The following is a 17,764-nucleotide window of genomic DNA, read 5'->3' as shown; positions in this document are numbered from 1 at the left end:
GTGACGTTAGTCCCGCGACCCCCGGCCCCTCGGCGTCGCGCGGAGACAAACCGGTGATCCTCTGCTTGGTGGGGAGTCCACAAAGACGGGGCTCCCGGATGCCCGAACGACGCGCGGAGTGACCTGGGTCACCCGGGAATTTTGGCCATAACTCAGCCATTTTGCGTCGTCACACCCCGCTCGGGGACACTGTGGGGATGTCACAAGCACCCCTGCCGGACCTCGCCCCCGAGCCCCTCGGCCACGGGCTCAAGCAGCGCCACCTGACCATGCTGGGCCTCGGCGGCGTGATCGGCGCGGGCCTCTTCGTCGGCTCCGGCGCGGGCATCACCATCGCCGGTCCGGCGATCGTCTTCTCGTACCTGCTCGCGGGCAGCCTCGCCATGCTGGTCATGCGGATGCTCGGCGAGATGTCCGCCGCGATGCCCGCGTCCGGCTCCTTCTCCGTGCACGCGGAGCGGGCGCTGGGCCGCTGGGCCGGGTTCTCGGCGGGCTGGCTCTACTGGTTCCTGCTCGTCGTGGTGCTGGCCGTGGAGGCGACCGCCGCGGCGAAGATCGCGAACGGCTGGGTACCGGGGATCGCCCAGTGGGCCTGGGTGCTGATCTTCATGGTGGTCTTCACCGTGAGCAATCTGGCGGCCGTACGGAACTTCGGCGAGTTCGAGTTCTGGTTCGCCGCGCTCAAGGTCAGCGCGATCGTGCTGTTCCTCGTACTGTCCACGCTGGCGATCTTCGGGGTTCTGCCGGACACGGATCCGGTGGGGCTGGCCAACCTGACCGGCCACGGCGGGTTCGCGCCGGCCGGGTTCAGCGGGGTGATCGCGGGCATGCTCGCGGTGATCTTCGCCTTCGGTGGCCTCGAGGTCGTCACCATCGCCGCCGCCGAGTCCGACGACCCTGCCCGCTCGGTGGCCCGCGCGGTGCGCAGCGCGGTGTGGCGCATCCTCTTCTTCTACGTCGGCTCGATGATCGTCATCGTGACCCTGCTGCCGTGGGACTCGATGGAGCCGGGCCGGAGCCCGTACGTCGCCGTCCTCGACTCGATCGGCATTCCCGGGGCCGGTCAGATCATGAACATCGTGGTGTTCGTGGCGCTGCTGTCGGCGCTCAACGCCAACCTCTACGGCTCCTCGCGGATGGTGTTCTCACTGGCCGAGCGCGGCGAGGCCCCGACCTCGCTGCTGACGGTCTCGGCGGGCGGGGTGCCGCGGCGCGCGGTCTTCGCGTCGGTGGCCTTCGGCTTCGTCTCGGTGGTGCTGAACCTGCTGTGGCCGGACACGGTCTTCCTCTACATGCTGAACGCGGTCGGGGCGGTGCTGCTGTTCGTGTGGGCGCTGATCGCGGTCTCGCAGCTGAGGCTGCGGCGCCGGATCGAGCGCGAGATGCCGGAGCGGCTGACCCTGCGGATGTGGTGCTTCCCGTACCTGACGTGGGCCGCGCTGGCCGGGATGGCGGCGGTGCTGGTGCTGATGCTGTTCGACGACTCGGCGCGGCCGCAGCTGCTGTGGTCGGGCGGCGCGGCGGCCGTGGTGCTGCTGGTGGCGTGGGCGCGGGAGCTGCGGGCGCGGCGGGGCTGAGGGGAGGGTTCCGCGGCGGCGCGCCGACTCGGAACGGCAGACCTGTCCGCATGATGGACAGCTTTCGTCCGATAAACGGACAGTAGGCACACTGGTGCACCTCTCCCCGTCCACCCGCACACCGGACAGGCACCCCCATGAGCCAGCGCACCGCCACACCTCCCGAACAGCAGCAGACCTCCGGGGAGGAGACCGGACCCGCCGGGTCCCCCCTCGGCAACGGCCTCAAACAGCGCCACCTCTCGATGATCGCCCTCGGCGGCGTCATCGGGGCGGGCCTCTTCGTCGGTTCCGGCGCCGGTATCGCGGCGGCCGGGCCCTCGATCGTGCTCGCCTACGCGGCGTCCGGCCTGCTCGTGATGTTCGTGATGCGCATGCTCGGCGAGATGTCCGCCGCGAACCCCGCCTCCGGCTCCTTCTCGGTGCACGCCGAGCGCGCGATCGGCCCGTGGGCCGGCTTCACGGCGGGCTGGATGTTCTGGATCCTGCTGTGCGTCGGGGTGGCCATCGAGGCCATCGGCGCGGCGCACATCGTGACCGGATGGCTGCCCGGCACCCCGTCGTGGATGTGGGTACTGATCTTCATGGCGGTGTTCTGCGGCTCCAACCTGGCCGCCGTCTCGAACTTCGGCGAGTTCGAGTTCTGGTTCTCCGCCCTCAAGATCGGCGCCATCGCGCTGTTCCTGGGCCTGGGCGTGCTGGCCGTCCTGGGCGTGCTGCCCGGCACCTCCTCCCCCGGCGCCGCCAACCTGCTGCACGACGGCGGTTTCATGCCGGGCGGCGTGGACGGGCTGCTCGTCGGGCTGCTGGCCTCGGTCGTCGCCTACGGCGGCCTGGAGACGGTGACCATCGCCGCCGCCGAGTCCGAGAACCCGGCCAAGGGCGTGGCCACGGCCGTGAAGACCACCATGTGGCGGATCGCGGTCGTCTACGTCGGCTCGATGCTGGTCATCGTCACCCTGCTGCCGTGGAACGAACCCGGCGTCACCGAACAGGGGCCGTACGCCGCCACCCTGAACCACCTGGGCATCCCCGCAGCGGGCGAGGTCATGAACGTGGTCATCCTGATCGCCCTCCTGTCCGCGATGAACGCGAACATCTACGGCTCCTCCCGGATGGCCTACTCCCTCATCTCCCGCGGCCAGGGCCCCAAGGCGCTGGGCAAGCTCACCGACCGGGTCCCGCGCCGCGCGGTGCTCGCCTCCTCCGGCTTCGGTTTCCTCACCGTGCTGCTGTCGTACTGGTACCCCGAGACGCTGTTCGCCTGGCTGCTGAACATGGTCGGCGGAGTGATCCTGGTGGTCTGGGGCTTCATCGCGGTCTCCCAGTTCGTGCTGCGCCGCCGGCTGGAGCGCGAGGCGCCGGAGCAGTTGGCCGTCAGGATGTGGGGCTTCCCCTACCTGACCTGGGTCGCGCTGGCCGGTGTGGCCGGGGTCCTGGTGCTGATGGCCCTGGACGGGGACACCCGCGTCCAGGTCGTGTTCACCGGCGGACTGGCGCTGGCCCTGGCGCTCACCGGGTACGTCCGCCAGCGCGCGGCTGCGGCGCGCGCGGCGGCGTAACCGCTCTTCCGGAGGCCGGGCCCCGTGCGCACGCACGGGGTCCGGCCTTTCGCGTGCCCGAGGTCCCCACCAAGCCAGGCGACCCTTAGCCGCCTGTGGAAATAGATGCTGCTAGCGTGCAGTTGCACATGGGTGGCAATAAGAACACCGAGGGGACCGGATACCAGCATGGCCGTCTACACGCTTCCTGAACTTCCCTACGACTACGCGGCGCTGGAGCCGGTGATCAACCCGCAGATCATCGAGCTGCACCACGACAAGCACCACGCCGCCTACGTCGCGGGCGCCAACACCACGCTGGAGCAGCTGGAGGAGGCGCGCGACAAGGAGAACTGGGGCGTGCTGAACGGCCTTGAGAAGAACCTCGCGTTCCACCTCTCCGGCCACATCCTGCACAGCATCTACTGGCACAACATGGCGAACCCGAAGACGGACGAGGGCGGCGGCGTCCCGGACGAGAAGGACGGGCTGGGCGACCTCGCGGACGCCATCACCGAGTCCTTCGGTTCGTTCCAGAAGTTCCGCAAGCAGCTCACCTTCGCGGCCTCCGCGACGCAGGGCTCCGGCTGGGGCGTGCTCGCGTACGAGCCCATCAGCGGCCGCCTGATCGTCGAACAGGTCTACGACCACCAGGGCAACGTGGGCCAGGCCTCGGTGCCGGTCCTGGTCTTCGACGCCTGGGAGCACGCCTTCTACCTGCAGTACAAGAACCAGAAGGTGGACTTCATCGAGGCGATGTGGAAGGTCGTCAACTGGCAGGACGTCGCCAAGCGCTACTCCGACGCCAAGGCGAACACCCCGCTGCTGATCCCCGCCCAGGGCTGATCGGCGCCACCGGCCTCCCCCGCTACCGCTGGGGGGTGCCCCCGCCTCGTGATCGTCTTCTCAACCTTCACCCGGGGGCGTGCACACCAGAGGGCCCTCGCGAGGACATGACTCGCGGGGGCCTTCTGCGTTCCGCGCGGCTCCCCCAGGGCGCGCGCCGCCGCCCGCCATTGCGCGAGCCGCCGGTCGACCTCCGCCCGTACGACGGGCACCGCCAGCAGCGCCCGGTCGTCGACCCGGTACGGGCGGCCCGCGCCCCGCAGGTAGTGGCGCAGGGTGCCCGCGGCCTGGCGGACCCCGAGCGCCGTCCACAGCGGGGGCACCGCGAGGGCCGCCGCGCGCAGCACCCGGTCGCGGGGGCGGGCCGGGAGGCTGCCGAAGGGCGCGTTGTCGTTGGGCAGGCCCGGGGCCGCCCAGCCGCCCTCGCGGCCGAGCGGCAGCGTGGCGTCCGGGCCCGTCTGCTCAGTCCCCGTATCGGGACGGTACGGGAGGAACCGGGCGCCTGCTACTCGGCTTCCCGGCTCCCCCGCGGCGCGGCTACGCGAAGTCGGGGCCGACCGTCCGGGTCCGCTTGATCTCGAAGAAACCGGGGGTCGAGGCGACCAGCAGGGTGCCGTCCCACAGCCGGGCCGCGGCCTCGCCGCGCGGGGCCGGGGTGACGACCGGGCCGAAGAAGGCCACGTCCTCGCCGTCGGCGCCGGGCACCGAGATGACCGGGGTGCCGACCTCCTGGCCGACCCGGTCTATGCCGTTGGCGTGCGAGGTGCGCAGGATCTCGTCGTACTCGTCGGAGTCGGCGTACGCGATCAGCTCGGCGGGCAGGCCCACGTCGGCGAGGGCGGCGGCGATGACCTCGCGGCCCGCGCCCTGGCCCTCGTTGTGGAAGCGGGTGCCGAGGGCCGTGTAGAGCTTGCCGGTGACCTCGCTGCCGTGCTTCTGCTGGGCCGCGACCACCACGCGGACCGGCTCCAGGCCCTTGGGTCCGAGCAGGTCGCGGTAGCGCTCGGGCATCTCGTCGAGCTTGTTCTCGTTCAGCACCGACAGGCTCATGACGTGCCAGCGCACCTCGATGTCACGGACCTTCTCGACTTCCAGCATCCAGCGGGAGGTCATCCAGGCCCAGGGGCAGAGCGGGTCGAACCAGAAGTCGACCGGGGTCTTCTCGGTCACCTGGGTGTCGGGCATGACTCTCCTCTGCGGCGATGGGTCCGTCGGGTACGAGCGGGGGCGCGCCGGGGGCGCGCACACCGACGGCAACCGCCCCGCCGTCCCCCGCATTCCCCATGGGAGGATTCGAACCGAAAACGTGAACACGCACGAAGGAGTGCCCGTGTCCGGTGAAAACCTGTCCCGCGACGAGGCCCGCGAGCGGGCCGAGCTGCTGTCAGTCCAGGGGTACGAGGTGGTCCTCGACCTCCGGTCCGCCGTGGACGAGAACGAACCGGCCGAGGGACCAAGGACCTTCCGCTCCGTGACGACCGTCCGCTTCCGCTCCGCGGTTCCCGGCGCCGCCACCTTCGCGGACCTGATCGCCCCTTCGGTTAACGCGGTCACCCTCAACGGCGCCGCCCTCGACCCGGCCGCCGTGTTCGACGGCTCGCGGATCGCGCTGGCGGACCTGGCCACGGAGAACGTCCTGGTGGTGGACGCGAACTGCGCGTACAGCCGAACCGGCGAGGGCATGCACCGGTTCGTGGACCCGGAGGACGGCGAGGTCTACCTCTACACCCAGTACGAGCCCGCGGACGCGCGCCGGGTGTACGCGAACTTCGAGCAGCCCGACTTGAAGGCCCCCTACCGCTTCGAGGTGACCGCGCCCGAGGGCTGGCAGGTGTGGAGCAACGGCGTGGAGGAGTCCCGCGAGGAAAACACCCGCCGCTTCGCCGAGACCGCGCCGATCTCGACGTACATCACCTGCGTGGTCGCGGGCCCGTACCACTACGTCACGGACACCTACACGCGCGGTGAGCTGACGATCCCGCTCGGCGCGATGTGCCGCAAGGGACTGGCCAAGCACTTCGACGCGGACGACGTCTTCCTCGTCACCAAGCAGGGCTTCGACTTCTTCCACGAGCACTTCGACTACCCCTACCCCTTCGGGAAGTACGACCAGGCCTTCGTGCCGGAGTACAACCTGGGCGCCATGGAGAACCCGGGGATGGTGACCTTCCGCGAGGAGTACATCTTCCGCGGGAAGGTCACCCGGGCCTCCTACGAGCGGCGCGCGAACGTCATCCTGCACGAGATGGCGCACATGTGGTTCGGCGACCTGGTCACCATGAAGTGGTGGGACGACCTGTGGTTGAAGGAGTCCTTCGCGGACTTCATGGGCACCTTCTCGATGGTGGAGGCGACCCGCTTCGACAACGGCTGGGTCACCTTCGCCAACAACCGCAAGGCGTGGGCGTACCGGGCCGACCAGCTGCCCTCCACGCACCCGATCACGGCCGACATCCGTGACCTGGAGGACGCGAAGCTCAACTTCGACGGCATCACCTACGCCAAGGGCGCGGCGGTGCTCAAGCAGTTGGTCGCCTACGTCGGCCGCGACGCCTTCCTGGAGGGCGCGCGGCGCTACTTCAAGGCCAACGCGTACGGGAACACCACGCTCGACGACCTGCTGTCGGTGCTGGCCGAGGTCTCGGGCCGGGACATGGGCGAATGGTCGCGGGCCTGGCTCCAGACGGCGGGCGTGAACGCGCTGACCCCGCTGGTGACCTATGACGCGGCCGGGCGGATCACCGAACTCGCCGTGCTCCAGGAAGGCGCCGAACTGCGCCCCCACCGGGTGGCGGTCGGCCTGTACCGGCTGGAGGACGGCGCCCTCGTGCGCTACGCACGGGCCGAGATCGACGTCGCGGGCGCGCGGACGGTGGTCGCGGAACTGGCGGGCGCCGAGCGGCCCGATCTGGTCCTGGTCAACGACGACGACCTGACCTACTGCAAGATCCGCTTCGACGAGGGTTCGCTGACCACGCTGCGCACGCACCTGGGCGCGCTGACCGATCCGCTGGCGCGGGCGCTGTGCTGGTCGGCGCTGTGGAACCTGACGCGCGACGCGCTGATGCCCGCGCGGGACTTCCTCGCGCTGGTACTGGCCCACGCGGGCCGGGAGACGGACGTCGGCGTGCTCCAGATGCTGCACGCGCAGGCGCAGGGCGCGATCACCCACTACGCGGCGCCGCAGTGGCGCGAGCAGGGCGGCCGGCTGCTGGCGGCGGGCGCGCTGAAGGAGCTGCGGCTGGCGGAGCCGGGGTCGGAGCACCAGCTGACCTGGGCCCGGTTCTTCGCGGCGGGCGCGGCGAGCGAGGGCGACTTCCAGCTGCTGCTGGGGCTCCTGGACGGCTCCGCTCGGATCGACGGGCTGGAGGTGGACCAGGAGCTGCGCTGGGACTTCCTGCTGCCGCTGAGCGCGCACGGCGCGGTCGACGAGGGCGTGCTGGCCGCCGAACTGGCCCGGGACGACACGGCGTCGGGCAAGCGGCACTCGGTGCGGTGCCTGGCGGCGCGGCCGTCGGAGGCGGTCAAGGCGCAGGCGTGGGCGGTGGTGGTGGAGTCGGACGCGCTGTCGAACGCGCTGGTGGAGGCGACGATCGCGGGGATGCAGCAGCCCTCGCAGCGGGGCGTGCTCGCGCCGTACGCGGAGCGGTACTTCGACGCGATCGAGCGGGTGTGGAGCGAGCGGTCGATCCAGATCGGGATGGACGTGGTGCGGGGGCTGTTCCCGGCGCTGCAGGACTCGCAGGCGACCGTGGCCGCCGCCGACGCGTGGCTGTCCGGGCACGAGGCGGCCGCGCCGGCGCTGCGGCGGCTGGTCCTCGAGTCCCGCGACGACCTGGCCCGCGCCCTGCGAGGCCAGTCCTGCGACACGGCCGCCTCCGCCTGACCCTCTGGCCAAGCTGAAAGCCCCCCGGGGGGCGGCCCTTATAGCCCCGCCGGCGTTTGAGGCGCCGCCGGAGGCAACGGCCCGCCCCCGGGCCCGGCTCAATGACGCCCTCAAACGCCGGGCGGGCTGGATGTGCCCCGGGCCGGCGGGCTGAATGTGCGCCGCCCCGGAGGGCGGAGGGGCGGGGGCCCTATCGACCGTCGAACGCCCGTACTTTAGCCCGGGCTTGTCCCGGTTTGTCGACGAACGTGTAACAGCGGTTAGCGACGGCGCCGGATGCGGAATCCCCGGCTCATGAACCACAACACGCCCCTCCCCCTCCGGCACCTCACCGGTACCCGCCCCCGCGTCCTGACCCTCTCCCAGCTCCGCGAACACGGCATCAGCGCCTCCGACGCCGCCGGGCGGCCCTGGCAGCAGATCCTGCCCGGGGTGTTCCTGCTCCACTCGGGCCCCGCGACCAGCGAGGAGCGGCTGCACGCCGCGCTGCTCTACGCGGGCCGCCGCGGCGGGGAGGCCATGATCACGGGGCTGGCGGCCCTCGCGCTGTACCGGTTCACCTCCGCCCCCACCCTGCTCGCCCTCCCGCAGATCGACGTCCTGGTCCCCGGCACCCGCCGGCTGCGTTCCACCGGCTGCGTACGGATCGTCCGTTCGCACGTCCCGCCCCACCCCCAGGAGGTCACCGGCCTGCCCGTGGCCCCGGTGGCCCGCGCCGTCGCCGACGCCGTCGCGCAGCTCTCGGACGCGGGAACCGTACGCCGCCTGCTGAGCGAGGCCGTGCGCGGCGGCCACTGCGAACCGGCCGCGCTCGTGCGGGAGCTGACGGTGGGCCGGCTGCTGAGCCGACCGCACGTGGTGGACGCCGTGGAGTCCCTGCTGGCGGAGGGCCGGGCCATCGCCGAGGACCGGCTCTACGACCTGGTCCGCCTGCACGGCCTGCCCGACCCGGTGTGGAACGTGGACCTGCGGATCCCCGGCGGCCCCCACCTGGGCGGGGTGGACGCCTACTGGCCCGACCAGGCGGTCGCGGTGGAACTGGACACCCGGGCCCCGCGCCAGGGCGAGGACGAGCAGTGGTCGGAGTGCGCGCGCAAGCGGGACGCCCTGGAGGGGCTCGGGGTGACTGTCCTGCACATCACCCCGCGCAAGCTGCGCGACCACGCCGAACAGCAGGCCGCGGTCGTCCGGACCGCCCTGACGGCGTCCGGCGACCGCGAGCCCGCCGCCTATCTCGTCGTACTCCCCAGGTGAGCGGGGCGGTCCCCGCCCAGCGGGGGGTTGGCCGGGGAGTACTCCGGTCCGCTCCAGCGCAGCCGCCCCGGGTGGCGGCTCTCGACCACCGACTCCACGGTGAAGCGGACCGTCCGGCCGCCGTCGGCGCCGAACCCGGTCCGGGCCCGGCCGCTGAGCTGGAGCAGCGCCCCGCTCTCCCAGTGCGGGAAGAGCAGCCCGGCCCGCGGATCGCTGACGAGGTTGCCGAGGGTCAGGAACATCGCGTTCCCCGGATAGTCCGGCCAGGACAGTTCGTACGGCGAACGCACCTCGACGAAACCGGGACCGCCGCCCCGGTGGCTGGCCTCGACCCCGCCCTCGGCGGTGGTGGTGATGAAGAAGGTGTCGGCGGCCCGTACGGTCCGCTCCTGGTCAGGGGTGAGCGATCCACCGCGCCGCACGACCCCGCCCCCGTCGGGCACCAGCTCCAGCGGGTGCCGCTTCTGGAGGTACTTGGGGCAGTTGGAGAACACCCGCTCGGCCTCGACGCCGAACCGCCCGGCCCGCCCCGCACCGGCCGCGACCGCACCGGCGGCGACCGTCCCGTTCAGCCGCATCCGGCGCCGGGTGCGCGGGTCCAGGGCGATGGTGCCGACGGCGGTGCCCGGGGTCGCGAGCGCCCCGGCGAGCGGATCCCCCTCGGGCACTCCCCCGGTCACCGTGATCCGGTGGGCCCCGGTGGCCCGTACGAATCCGGGCGGCCCGGTGAGCTGCGAGGCCCACAGCGTGCCCGCCCCGTCGGCCGCGCCGACCACCAGGAAGGGCTGCTGGGCGAGGAAGACGGCCGCGACTTCCCGGATGCCGTTGCCGATGGAGCGTCCGACGTGGTCGGCGGCCTCCCGTACGCCGACGCGCTCCTGGACGGCCCGGGAACCTCGGTGGTAGCCCATGGCGGCCTCCCTTCCTAGAAGAAACCGAGGACTAGAAGAAACCGCAGGTCGGGGCGGTACCGCTGGGCGCCGGAGCGCCCTCGGCGCCGGTCGGGACGGAGATCTCCAGCCGGGTGCCGTCGGGGTCGTGGAAGAAGATCCCACCGGAGGCCGCGCCCTCGCGGTGGGCGACGATCCCCTCGTGGGCGAAGTCGACGCCCAGCGCGCGCAGCCGCTCCTCGTAGGCCCGGACCTCCTCGATCGTGCCCGCCGACAGGGCCAGGTGGTGCAGTCCGGCGGAGGCGGGGGCGAAGGGCCCGTCCGCCTGTTCCCAGAGCGTGAGGGCGAGTACGCCGTCCTGGCCGAGGAAGGCGAAGCGGCGGTCCGCTTCCGCGCCCTCGCCCAGCAGCTCGTAGCCGAGGGCGTCCCGGTAGAACCCGAGCGAGCGGCCGAGGTCGGTGACGTTCAGGCCGATGTGGCCGGTGCGCAGTGTGCTGGTGACAGTCGTCATGACTGGCCCTTTCCGTGGCGATCCATCCTGTCTAACCTTCTAAAACAACGTTAGAGGTTAGATTCTTCCACGTCAACCGGTCACGTAGTCTTGAGGGGTTAGCAAGGCATCGAGAGGCCCACAGGAGCAGGCATGACGACGACGGACCCGCGGCCGCTGACCGGGGAACCGATCGCCCTGGACCTGCTGAACACCCGCTGGATGCAGGACGGCGTCCTCACCGACCTCTTCGCCGGGGCCGGGGCGGCCGGGCTGACCCGGATCGAAGGCGTCGCCCTCTGGCTGCGCTCCACCGGGCTCGACCAGCGCTTCCGGGCGGACGCGCCGACCCTGATCCACCTGCTGACCGCACGCGAGGCACTCGCCCGCACGGTCGCCGACCCGGCCGACGAGGGAGCGCGCGCCCTGGTCGACGCGGTGCTCGAAAACGGCCGGATCCGGGCCACGCTCACGGCCGAGGGCCCGGGCGAGCGGGCGGAGTTCGCCGACCCCGCCTGGGGCCCCGCCTGGACCGCCGCCCGCGACTACCTCGACCTGCTGGGCGCCGCCCCCGACCGGATCCGCTCGTGCGCCTCGGAGACCTGCGTACTGCGTTTCTACGACGTGTCGCGCAACGGCACCCGGCGCTGGTGCTCGATGACCGCCTGCGGGAACCGGGCGAAGGCTTCCCGTCATTACGCGCGCACGCGCGAGCGCTAGGAGCGCGAAAACTGTCACACCCGGACCCCGGCCGCGGCGCACCCGTGCGCTGACGCGTGGTCAGCGAGTCTACAAATCTCCTCTTCGGCACCCCCGGTTCGCACCGGTCTGCCCGGATGGGTTCCTGATGGCGCATACCGCGCGATGGCGAGAATCCGCCATGACAGGTCACGGTCAATGACAACTCTCCCCAAACAGCTGTCACTTACGCCAAGCTGACCGGTCATCCGGCACCGAAATCCGGACTGTTCCTTTCACTTATCCAGGGATGCTGATGACCCTCGAATCCCCCGGTCCCATATCCGGCACGCGGCGCGTCGCACGCGTCGCTGCCGCGGCGGGCCTGGTGGCCGCCCTCGCGGCCACCGGCGCAGTGCCCGTGTTCGCAGCGGGCGGCACCGTTGACCCGGCTGCTTCCGCCGCGGTCAAGTCCGCCGACCAGAAGCTCGGTTCCGCGGACGCAGAACTGCTCCAGCAGGCGCAGGCCAAGGGCGAGAAGACCGTCACCGTGATGGTGGCGACCGCCCCCGGCGAGACCAAGCAGGTGGCCCAGCAGCTGGACGCCGTACAGGGCGCCTCGGTGGGCCAGACGTACGACAAGCTCGGCTACGTGCGCGCCACCCTGCCGACCGACAAGGCGGACGCGGCCCTCAAGGCCGCCGCCAAGCTGTCGGCCGTGCACGGGATCGACCTGCGCCACGAGATCGCGCTGCCGGACCCGCGTCCCGACGCCAAGCAGGAGAACGCGGCCGCCAAGAAGACGGCCGCCGAGACCTACCCGGGGCCCGACAAGAACACCCCCGCGAAGAACCCGTACAACCCGTCCTTCGAGACGGGCGCGGTCGACTTCGTGAAGCAGAACCCGCAGGCCGACGGCCGCGGGGTCACCATCGGCATCCTGGACTCCGGCGTCGACCTCGGCCACCCGGCGCTCCAGAAGACCACCACCGGCGAGCGCAAGATCGTCGACTGGGTCACCGCGACCGACCCGATCGCGGACAACGACGCGACCTGGCGTCCGCAGATCACCCCGGTCACCGCCACGGGCGGTTCCTTCACCGCGGGCGGCCAGAGCTGGAAGGCCCCCGAGGGTTCGTACCAGTGGAGCCGTTTCAGCGAGTCGATCACCGCGACCGGCGACGCGAAGGGTGACGTCAACCGCGACGGCGACACCACCGACCGGTTCGGCATGCTGTACGACGCGGTGGCCGGCACCGTCCGCGTCGACACCGACCAGGACGGCGACTTCACCAACAACGAGCCGATGAAGCCGTACAAGGACGGCTACCAGATCGGCTACTTCGGCACCGACAACCCTGCGACCGACGTCGCCGAGCGGATCCCGTTCACCATCGAGATCCGCAAGGACGTCCCGATGGACCCGTACGGCGGGGACTGGGTCGGCAAGAAGGCCGACTTCGTCAACATCGGCATCATCGAGTCCGAGCACGGCACCCACGTCGCGGGCATCACCGCGGCGAACAGCCTGTTCGGCGGCAAGATGAACGGTGAGGCCCCCGGCGCGAAGATCGTCTCCTCGCGCGCCTGCTCCTGGTCCGGCGGCTGCACCAACATCGCCCTGACCGAGGGCATGATCGACCTCGTCGTCAACCGCCACGTGGACATCGTCAACATGTCCATCGGTGGTCTCCCGGCCCTGAACGACGGCAACAACGCGCGTTCGGAGCTGTACGGCCGCCTGATCGACACCTACGGCGTCCAGCTCGTCATCTCGGCGGGCAACGAGGGCCCGGGCGTCAACACCATCGGTGACCCCGGTCTCGCCGACAAGGTCGTCAGCGTGGGCGCCGCGGTCTCCAAGGAGACCTGGGCCGCCAACTACGGCTCCGGCGTGACCAAGAAGTACGCGCTCTTCCCGTTCTCCTCGCGCGGTCCGCGTGAGGACGGCGGCCTGACGCCCACCATCACCGCCCCCGGCGCGGCCATCAACACCACGCAGACCTGGCTGCCCGGTTCCCCGGTGAAGGAGGCGGGCTACACCCTGCCCGCCGGTTACTCGATGCTCCAGGGCACCTCGATGTCCTCGCCGCAGGCGACGGGCGCCAGCGCCCTGCTGATCTCGGCCGCCAAACAGCAGCACATCGCGCTGACCCCGGCGAGCCTGCGCATCGCGCTCACCAGCACCGCCAAGAAGATCGACGGTGCCTCCGCGCACGAGCAGGGCGCCGGTCTGATCAACATCGGTGGCGCCTGGGAGTCCATCCAGCGCGGCCCGAAGGCCGACGACTTCGCGGTCAAGGCCCCGGTCGACACCGCGATCGACCAGTTCCTGAAGACCCCGGGCTTCGGCACCGGCCTGTACGACCGCGAAGGCGGCCTCAAGGTCGGCCAGAAGAAGGTCTACGACGTCGTCGTCACCCGCACCACGGGCGTCAAGTACGGCACCCGTCACGACCTGACCTGGCGCAACAACGACGGCACCTTCAAGGTGGTCGGCGGCTACGACTACGTCACCCTGCCGCTGAACAAGCCCGTCACCATCAAGGTCGAGGCCAACCCGAAGACGGCGGGCGCGCACAGCGGCATCCTGCAGCTGGACGACGCCACCACCGAGGGCATCGACAAGCAGATCATGACGACCGTCGTCGCCTCGACCCCGCTGGCGAAGCCGTCCTTCGGTCTCTCGGACACCTCCTCGGTGCAGCGCAACAGCACCAAGTCGTACTTCGTCACCGTGCCGCAGGGCGCGAAGACCCTCGAGGTCGCCCTCGGCGGTCTCGCGGCGGGCAGCCAGACGCGCTTCATCTCGATCCACCCGTACGGTGTGGGCGTCGAGGACAGCGCGACCACCATGTGCTACCCGAACTACTACAACCCGGCCAACACCTGCCGCCCCGACCTGCGTTCGTACGCCAACCCGACGCCCGGCGTCTGGGAGATCGAGGTCGAGGCGCGCCGTACGTCGCCGCTGCTCGACAACCCGTACAAGCTGGACGTCAGCGTCCTGGGCGCGGGCTTCGACCCGGCGGTCAAGGTGCTCCCCGAGGTCAAGCTGGGCACCCCGGCGCCGGTCCAGTGGACCATCAAGAACGACGGTGCGGCCATCACCGGCGGCAAGCTCCAGGGCGGCCCGCTCGGTTCCGCGAAGGTCGCCAAGCCGACCATCGCGGCCGGTGAGGTCCAGACCTCGACCGTCACCATCGGTGAGGGCGTCTCGCGCCTGGACATCGCCATCGGCAACGTCTCCGACGCCGCCGCCGACCTGGACCTCGAAGTCCAGCTCAACGGTGTCAAGGTCGCCTCCTCCGCCGACGGCGACTCCGAGGAGGCGGTGAGCCTGGCCAACCCGGCCGCGGGCACCTACACCGTCATCGTCACCGGCTACTCGGTGCCGTCCGGCTCCACCACCTACGACTACCGCGACGTGTACTTCTCGGCCGGTCTGGGCTCCGTCCAGGTCGACGAGGCCGCCAAGGTGAACCTCGCCAACGGCGCTTCGGCGAACGTCTCGGCGAACGTCCTGGTCAACAGCGCGGCCCCCGAGGGCCGTCAGTTCTTCGGCCAGGTCCAGCTGCTCAACGGCCGCGGCACCGCCGCGGGCACCGGCAGCGTGCAGATCGAGAAGGTCCTGCCGTAGCGGCTGACCCGATCACGGCATGACGGAGGGGCGGTGCTCGTCGAGCACCGCCCCTCCCCCGTTTCCCCCCGTCCCCCGTTTCTCCCGTCCCCCGTTTCCCTCCGTGCCCCGCGGTCCGTGACTACCCGCCGATCGAGCGCAGGTCCTGGGCGTAGGTGCCCACCGCGTGCGCGATGACGTCGAGGTTGATGTCGAAGGCCTTGAGGTCCAGGTTCTTCAGGGTGTCACCGGCCGCGTGGTAGTTGGGGTCGTACGGAGCCCCCGCCGTCCCCCCGTACCGCTGGGCCTGTTCGGCGGTCTTGACGCCCTCGGCCCCGGTGAAGGTGCCGCCCGCCGGGATGCCGTTCGCGATGAACGGGCCGTAGTCGGAGCGGCCGTCGAAGTCGCTGCCCTCGTGCGGCTGGTGCTTCTTGTCGAGGAAGCCGTTGATCAGGGCCTCGATCCGCGCGGATCCGGCCGGGCCCGCGCCCGCGCCCGCCGTGTCCGAGTCATCGCCGTCGTAGACCAACTGGACCGGGTTCGGCGAGGCGATCATGTCGAAGTTCAGGTAGAGCGCGATGTCCTTCTTCTGCTTCTCGGACAGCTGCGCGACATAGTGCTCGGAACCGAGCAGGCCCAGCTCCTGCGCCGACCACCAGGCGAAGCGGACCTTGTTTGGCGGGCCCCTTGCCCTTCTTGTTGGCGCCCTCGTCCGCGAGCTTGAGGACGACCTCCAGGAGACGGCCGAGCCCGAGCCGTTGTCGTTGATGCCGGGGCCCTCGGGGACCGAGTCCAGGTGGGCGCCGACCGCGACCACCCGGTCCGCGCAGCCGTCGCGGGTCTCGGCGATCACGTTGCGCGTGGCCTTCTTCACGTGCTCCTGGTCGAGGTCCAGGCACACCGACACCTCGGCGGCGGCCGCGGTCAGGGCCTCGCCGTCGGCCAGGGTGATGCCCGCGCTGGGGATGACGCCCTCGGCCGACGAGGAGAACCCGCCGCGCACCGGCGGCCAGCAGGAGCGGCGCGGCGACGGCGGCGGCCTCGAGGGCGGCGAGCGCCGGTATGGACCGGCGGCGGTGGCGGTGGGCGCGCACGGGGGTTCCTCCCGGGAGGGGTGAGAGTTCGCGGTACGGATGATCATGTCCGGATACCGGTCAGGACAGAACGGGCAGCAGCCGGCCGGAAACCGGCAAAACGGACCCCGCGGGGGTGCGAAATACTCCTGTCACGGACTCGTCACGGGGGTACACGATCCGGACACCGTCCGTTCCTCGGACAATGGATTGGACAAGGCTCGTGGGGTCGAACGCATGATGGTTCCACGCGCGCCCGCGTCGTACGTAACAAGAGGAGTCACCGTGAGGGTCGGAATCGTCGGAGCCACCGGACAGGTCGGCGGAGTCATGCGCGGGATCCTCGCCGAGCGGAAGTTCCCGGTCGACGAGCTGCGGCTGTTCGCCTCGGCCCGCTCCGCGGGCACCGTCCTGGAGTGGGAGGGCCGGGAGATCACCATCGAGGACGCCTCCGCGGCCGACTACTCCGGCCTGGACATCGTGCTCTTCTCCGCGGGCGGCTCGACCTCCAAGGCGCTCGCCGAGAAGGTCGCCGCACAGGGCGCCGTCGTGATCGACAACTCCTCCGCCTGGCGCCGTGACCCCGAGGTCCCGCTCGTGGTCTCCGAGGTCAACCCGCACGCGATCAAGAACCGCCCCAAGGGCATCATCGCGAACCCGAACTGCACCACGATGGCCGCGATGCCGGTGCTGCGCCCGCTGCACGACGAGGCCGGTCTGACCGCGCTGATCGCCACCACCTACCAGGCCGTGTCCGGTTCCGGTCTGGCCGGTGTCGCCGAGCTGGACGGCCAGGTCCAGGCCGTGGCCGGGCGGGCCAGCGCCCTCGCCCACGACGGCGACGCCCTCGAATTCCCCGCCCCGGCGGTCTACCAGCGCCCGATCGCCTTCAACGTGGTCCCGCTCGCGGGCTCGATCGTCGACGACGGCTCGTTCGAGACCGATGAGGAGCAGAAGCTCCGCAACGAGTCCCGCAAGATCCTGGAGATCCCGGAGCTGAAGGTCTCCGGCACCTGCGTGCGCGTCCCGGTCTTCTCGGGCCACTCCCTCCAGGTCAACGTCCGCTTCGAGCGCCCGATCAGCGTCGAGCGCGCCTACGAACTGCTGAAGGACGCCCCCGGCGTCGAGCTGTCGGAGATCCCGACCCCGCTCCAGGCGGCGGGCAAGGACGCCTCGTACGTGGGCCGCATCCGGGTCGACGAGACCGTGGACAACGGTCTCGCCCTGTTCCTCTCGAACGACAACCTCCGCAAGGGCGCCGCGCTGAACGCGGTCCAGATCGCGGAGCTGGTGGCCGAGGAACTGCGCGGCTGAACCCCGCCGGGCCCGCCCGCGCCGGCTCCCCGGCCGGTCGGGCCCCTCAGGGCCGCCGCACCTCGTAGAGGAAGCAGCCGAACTCCGCCGCCCGGACGTGGACGAGAGCGGCCCCCGGGTCGGTGAACGCCTCCGCGACGGCCCGCTCCAGCTGCGCCCCGGCGTCCTCCTCCAGCGCGAGGACGCGCCCGCCGAGGATGTGCCCGGCCGCGCTGTACCGCCGTACGGTCCGCAGCGCGCCGGGCTGGGCGAAGGCCTGGCCGCCGCCCGGGGCCGGGCCCGCGCAGCCGGCGGCGTGGACGAAGACCGGGCCCTGCTCGTCGTAGGCCCCCGGATCCGCCCCGGTCGCGGCCGCCCAGCGGCGCAGCGGTGCGTAGGAGACGAGCGCGATCCGCTCGCCGGGGCGGCTGCGGCGCAGGCAGCAGCGCAGCGGGGCGCCGCCCTCGGAGTCCTCGTACGGCAGGCCGGGCCGACCGGCGTCGTCGCGCAGCAGCAGTTCGGCGAGTGTTCCCGCCCCGAGCGGGACGGCATCCATGGTGGTCATGGGCACCAGGATGGCCGCCCGGAGCCCCACGAGCTGGCGGAAATCGGACATC

At 71.3% G+C, this 17,764-nt stretch carries 14 protein-coding genes; 8 read left to right on the top strand and 6 right to left on the bottom strand.

Translation table 11 applies throughout. The annotated features are described in order from the left end of the window. The first annotated feature begins 197 nt into the window (after positions 1 to 197). The 3 genes from QMF80_RS02985 (at position 198) to QMF80_RS02975 (ending at position 3,964) form a co-directional block, all read left to right on the top strand. Complete coding sequence (locus tag QMF80_RS02985; protein ID WP_283449158.1) at positions 198 to 1,577, top strand: amino acid permease; 1,380 nt, start codon at positions 198 to 200, stop codon at positions 1,575 to 1,577. Positions 1,578 to 1,714: 137 nt separating this feature from the next. Then, positions 1,715 to 3,139 (top strand): amino acid permease, encoded by a 1,425-nt coding sequence (locus QMF80_RS02980; protein WP_283449156.1) that lies wholly within the window; start codon positions 1,715 to 1,717, stop codon positions 3,137 to 3,139. A 168-nt stretch (positions 3,140 to 3,307) separates the two neighbouring features. Then, positions 3,308 to 3,964: a superoxide dismutase gene (locus QMF80_RS02975; protein ID WP_283449154.1), complete on the top strand. Its 657-nt coding sequence runs from the start codon at positions 3,308 to 3,310 to the stop codon at positions 3,962 to 3,964. Here QMF80_RS02975 and QMF80_RS02970 read toward each other — a convergent pair. Then, positions 3,913 to 4,311 (bottom strand): hypothetical protein, encoded by a 399-nt coding sequence (locus QMF80_RS02970; protein WP_283449152.1) that lies wholly within the window; start codon positions 4,309 to 4,311, stop codon positions 3,913 to 3,915. The genes QMF80_RS02975 and QMF80_RS02970 overlap by 52 nt on opposite strands. A 190-nt stretch (positions 4,312 to 4,501) precedes the next feature. Continuing rightward, a complete protein-coding gene (locus QMF80_RS02965; protein WP_283449150.1) occupies positions 4,502 to 5,149 on the bottom strand; it encodes a mycothiol-dependent nitroreductase Rv2466c family protein in 648 nt (215 codons plus the stop codon). A 145-nt stretch (positions 5,150 to 5,294) separates the two neighbouring features. Here QMF80_RS02965 and pepN point away from each other — a divergent pair, with 145 nt between their 5' ends. Then, entirely contained in the window at positions 5,295 to 7,850 is a 2,556-nt protein-coding gene (gene pepN / locus QMF80_RS02960; protein ID WP_283449148.1) for an aminopeptidase N, read from the top strand. 294 nt (positions 7,851 to 8,144) lie between these two features. After that, on the top strand, positions 8,145 to 9,104 hold the full coding sequence (locus QMF80_RS02955; protein WP_283449146.1) for a hypothetical protein: 960 nt from the start codon (positions 8,145 to 8,147) through the stop codon (positions 9,102 to 9,104). On the opposite strand, the gene QMF80_RS02950 is transcribed toward QMF80_RS02955, so the two are convergent. Together QMF80_RS02950 and QMF80_RS02945 are read right to left on the bottom strand one after the other, a co-directional pair. After that, positions 9,080 to 10,015 carry a pyridoxamine 5'-phosphate oxidase family protein gene (locus QMF80_RS02950; RefSeq protein WP_283449144.1) on the bottom strand — a complete coding sequence of 312 codons (936 nt, stop codon included), beginning with the start codon at positions 10,013 to 10,015 and terminating at the stop codon, positions 9,080 to 9,082. The genes QMF80_RS02955 and QMF80_RS02950 overlap by 25 nt on opposite strands. A 31-nt stretch (positions 10,016 to 10,046) precedes the next feature. Continuing rightward, complete coding sequence (locus QMF80_RS02945; protein WP_283449142.1) at positions 10,047 to 10,505, bottom strand: VOC family protein; 459 nt, start codon at positions 10,503 to 10,505, stop codon at positions 10,047 to 10,049. 132 nt (positions 10,506 to 10,637) lie between these two features. On the opposite strand from QMF80_RS02945, the gene QMF80_RS02940 reads away from it, so the two are divergent. Both QMF80_RS02940 and QMF80_RS02935 read left to right on the top strand, forming a co-directional pair. Further along, complete coding sequence (locus tag QMF80_RS02940) at positions 10,638 to 11,204, top strand: CGNR zinc finger domain-containing protein (protein WP_283449140.1); 567 nt, start codon at positions 10,638 to 10,640, stop codon at positions 11,202 to 11,204. Between the two features lie 274 nt (positions 11,205 to 11,478). Beyond that, positions 11,479 to 14,802 (top strand): S8 family serine peptidase, encoded by a 3,324-nt coding sequence (locus tag QMF80_RS02935; RefSeq protein WP_283449138.1) that lies wholly within the window; start codon positions 11,479 to 11,481, stop codon positions 14,800 to 14,802. A 121-nt stretch (positions 14,803 to 14,923) separates the two neighbouring features. Here QMF80_RS02935 and QMF80_RS02930 read toward each other — a convergent pair whose 3' ends face one another. Next, positions 14,924 to 15,784 carry a M28 family peptidase gene (locus QMF80_RS02930; RefSeq protein ID WP_502962750.1) on the bottom strand — a complete coding sequence of 287 codons (861 nt, stop codon included), beginning with the start codon at positions 15,782 to 15,784 and terminating at the stop codon, positions 14,924 to 14,926. Between the two features lie 355 nt (positions 15,785 to 16,139). On the opposite strand from QMF80_RS02930, the gene QMF80_RS02925 reads away from it, so the two are divergent. Continuing rightward, positions 16,140 to 17,168, top strand: a complete 1,029-nt coding sequence (locus tag QMF80_RS02925) for an aspartate-semialdehyde dehydrogenase (protein ID WP_283449136.1) — start codon at positions 16,140 to 16,142, stop codon at positions 17,166 to 17,168. A gap of 46 nt (positions 17,169 to 17,214) precedes the next feature. On the opposite strand, the gene QMF80_RS02920 is transcribed toward QMF80_RS02925, so the two are convergent. Continuing rightward, a complete protein-coding gene (locus QMF80_RS02920; RefSeq protein WP_283449134.1) occupies positions 17,215 to 17,712 on the bottom strand; it encodes a DUF1203 domain-containing protein in 498 nt (165 codons plus the stop codon). Positions 17,713 to 17,764 lie beyond the last annotated feature (52 nt).

The sequence above is a fragment of the Streptomyces sp. G-G2 genome (genome assembly GCF_030063135.1).
In the GTDB taxonomy this organism is placed as follows: domain Bacteria; phylum Actinomycetota; class Actinomycetes; order Streptomycetales; family Streptomycetaceae; genus Streptomyces.
Note: the sequence above shows the minus strand (reverse complement) of the source record. Positions and strands in the feature narration are given on the sequence as shown.

Excerpts from the sequence above, each read along its gene's own strand:
- QMF80_RS02985 (WP_283449158.1), top strand. The coding sequence starts at position 198 with ATGTCACAAGCACCCCTGCCGGACCTCGCCCCCGAGCCCCTCGGCCAC.
- QMF80_RS02980 (WP_283449156.1), top strand. The coding sequence starts at position 1,715 with ATGAGCCAGCGCACCGCCACACCTCCCGAACAGCAGCAGACCTCCGGG.
- QMF80_RS02975 (WP_283449154.1), top strand. The coding sequence starts at position 3,308 with ATGGCCGTCTACACGCTTCCTGAACTTCCCTACGACTACGCGGCGCTG.
- QMF80_RS02965 (WP_283449150.1), bottom strand. The coding sequence starts at position 5,149 with ATGCCCGACACCCAGGTGACCGAGAAGACCCCGGTCGACTTCTGGTTC.
- QMF80_RS02955 (WP_283449146.1), top strand. The coding sequence starts at position 8,145 with ATGAACCACAACACGCCCCTCCCCCTCCGGCACCTCACCGGTACCCGC.
- QMF80_RS02950 (WP_283449144.1), bottom strand. The coding sequence starts at position 10,015 with ATGGGCTACCACCGAGGTTCCCGGGCCGTCCAGGAGCGCGTCGGCGTA.
- QMF80_RS02945 (WP_283449142.1), bottom strand. The coding sequence starts at position 10,505 with ATGACGACTGTCACCAGCACACTGCGCACCGGCCACATCGGCCTGAAC.
- QMF80_RS02940 (WP_283449140.1), top strand. The coding sequence starts at position 10,638 with ATGACGACGACGGACCCGCGGCCGCTGACCGGGGAACCGATCGCCCTG.
- QMF80_RS02935 (WP_283449138.1), top strand. The coding sequence starts at position 11,479 with ATGACCCTCGAATCCCCCGGTCCCATATCCGGCACGCGGCGCGTCGCA.
- QMF80_RS02920 (WP_283449134.1), bottom strand. The coding sequence starts at position 17,712 with ATGACCACCATGGATGCCGTCCCGCTCGGGGCGGGAACACTCGCCGAA.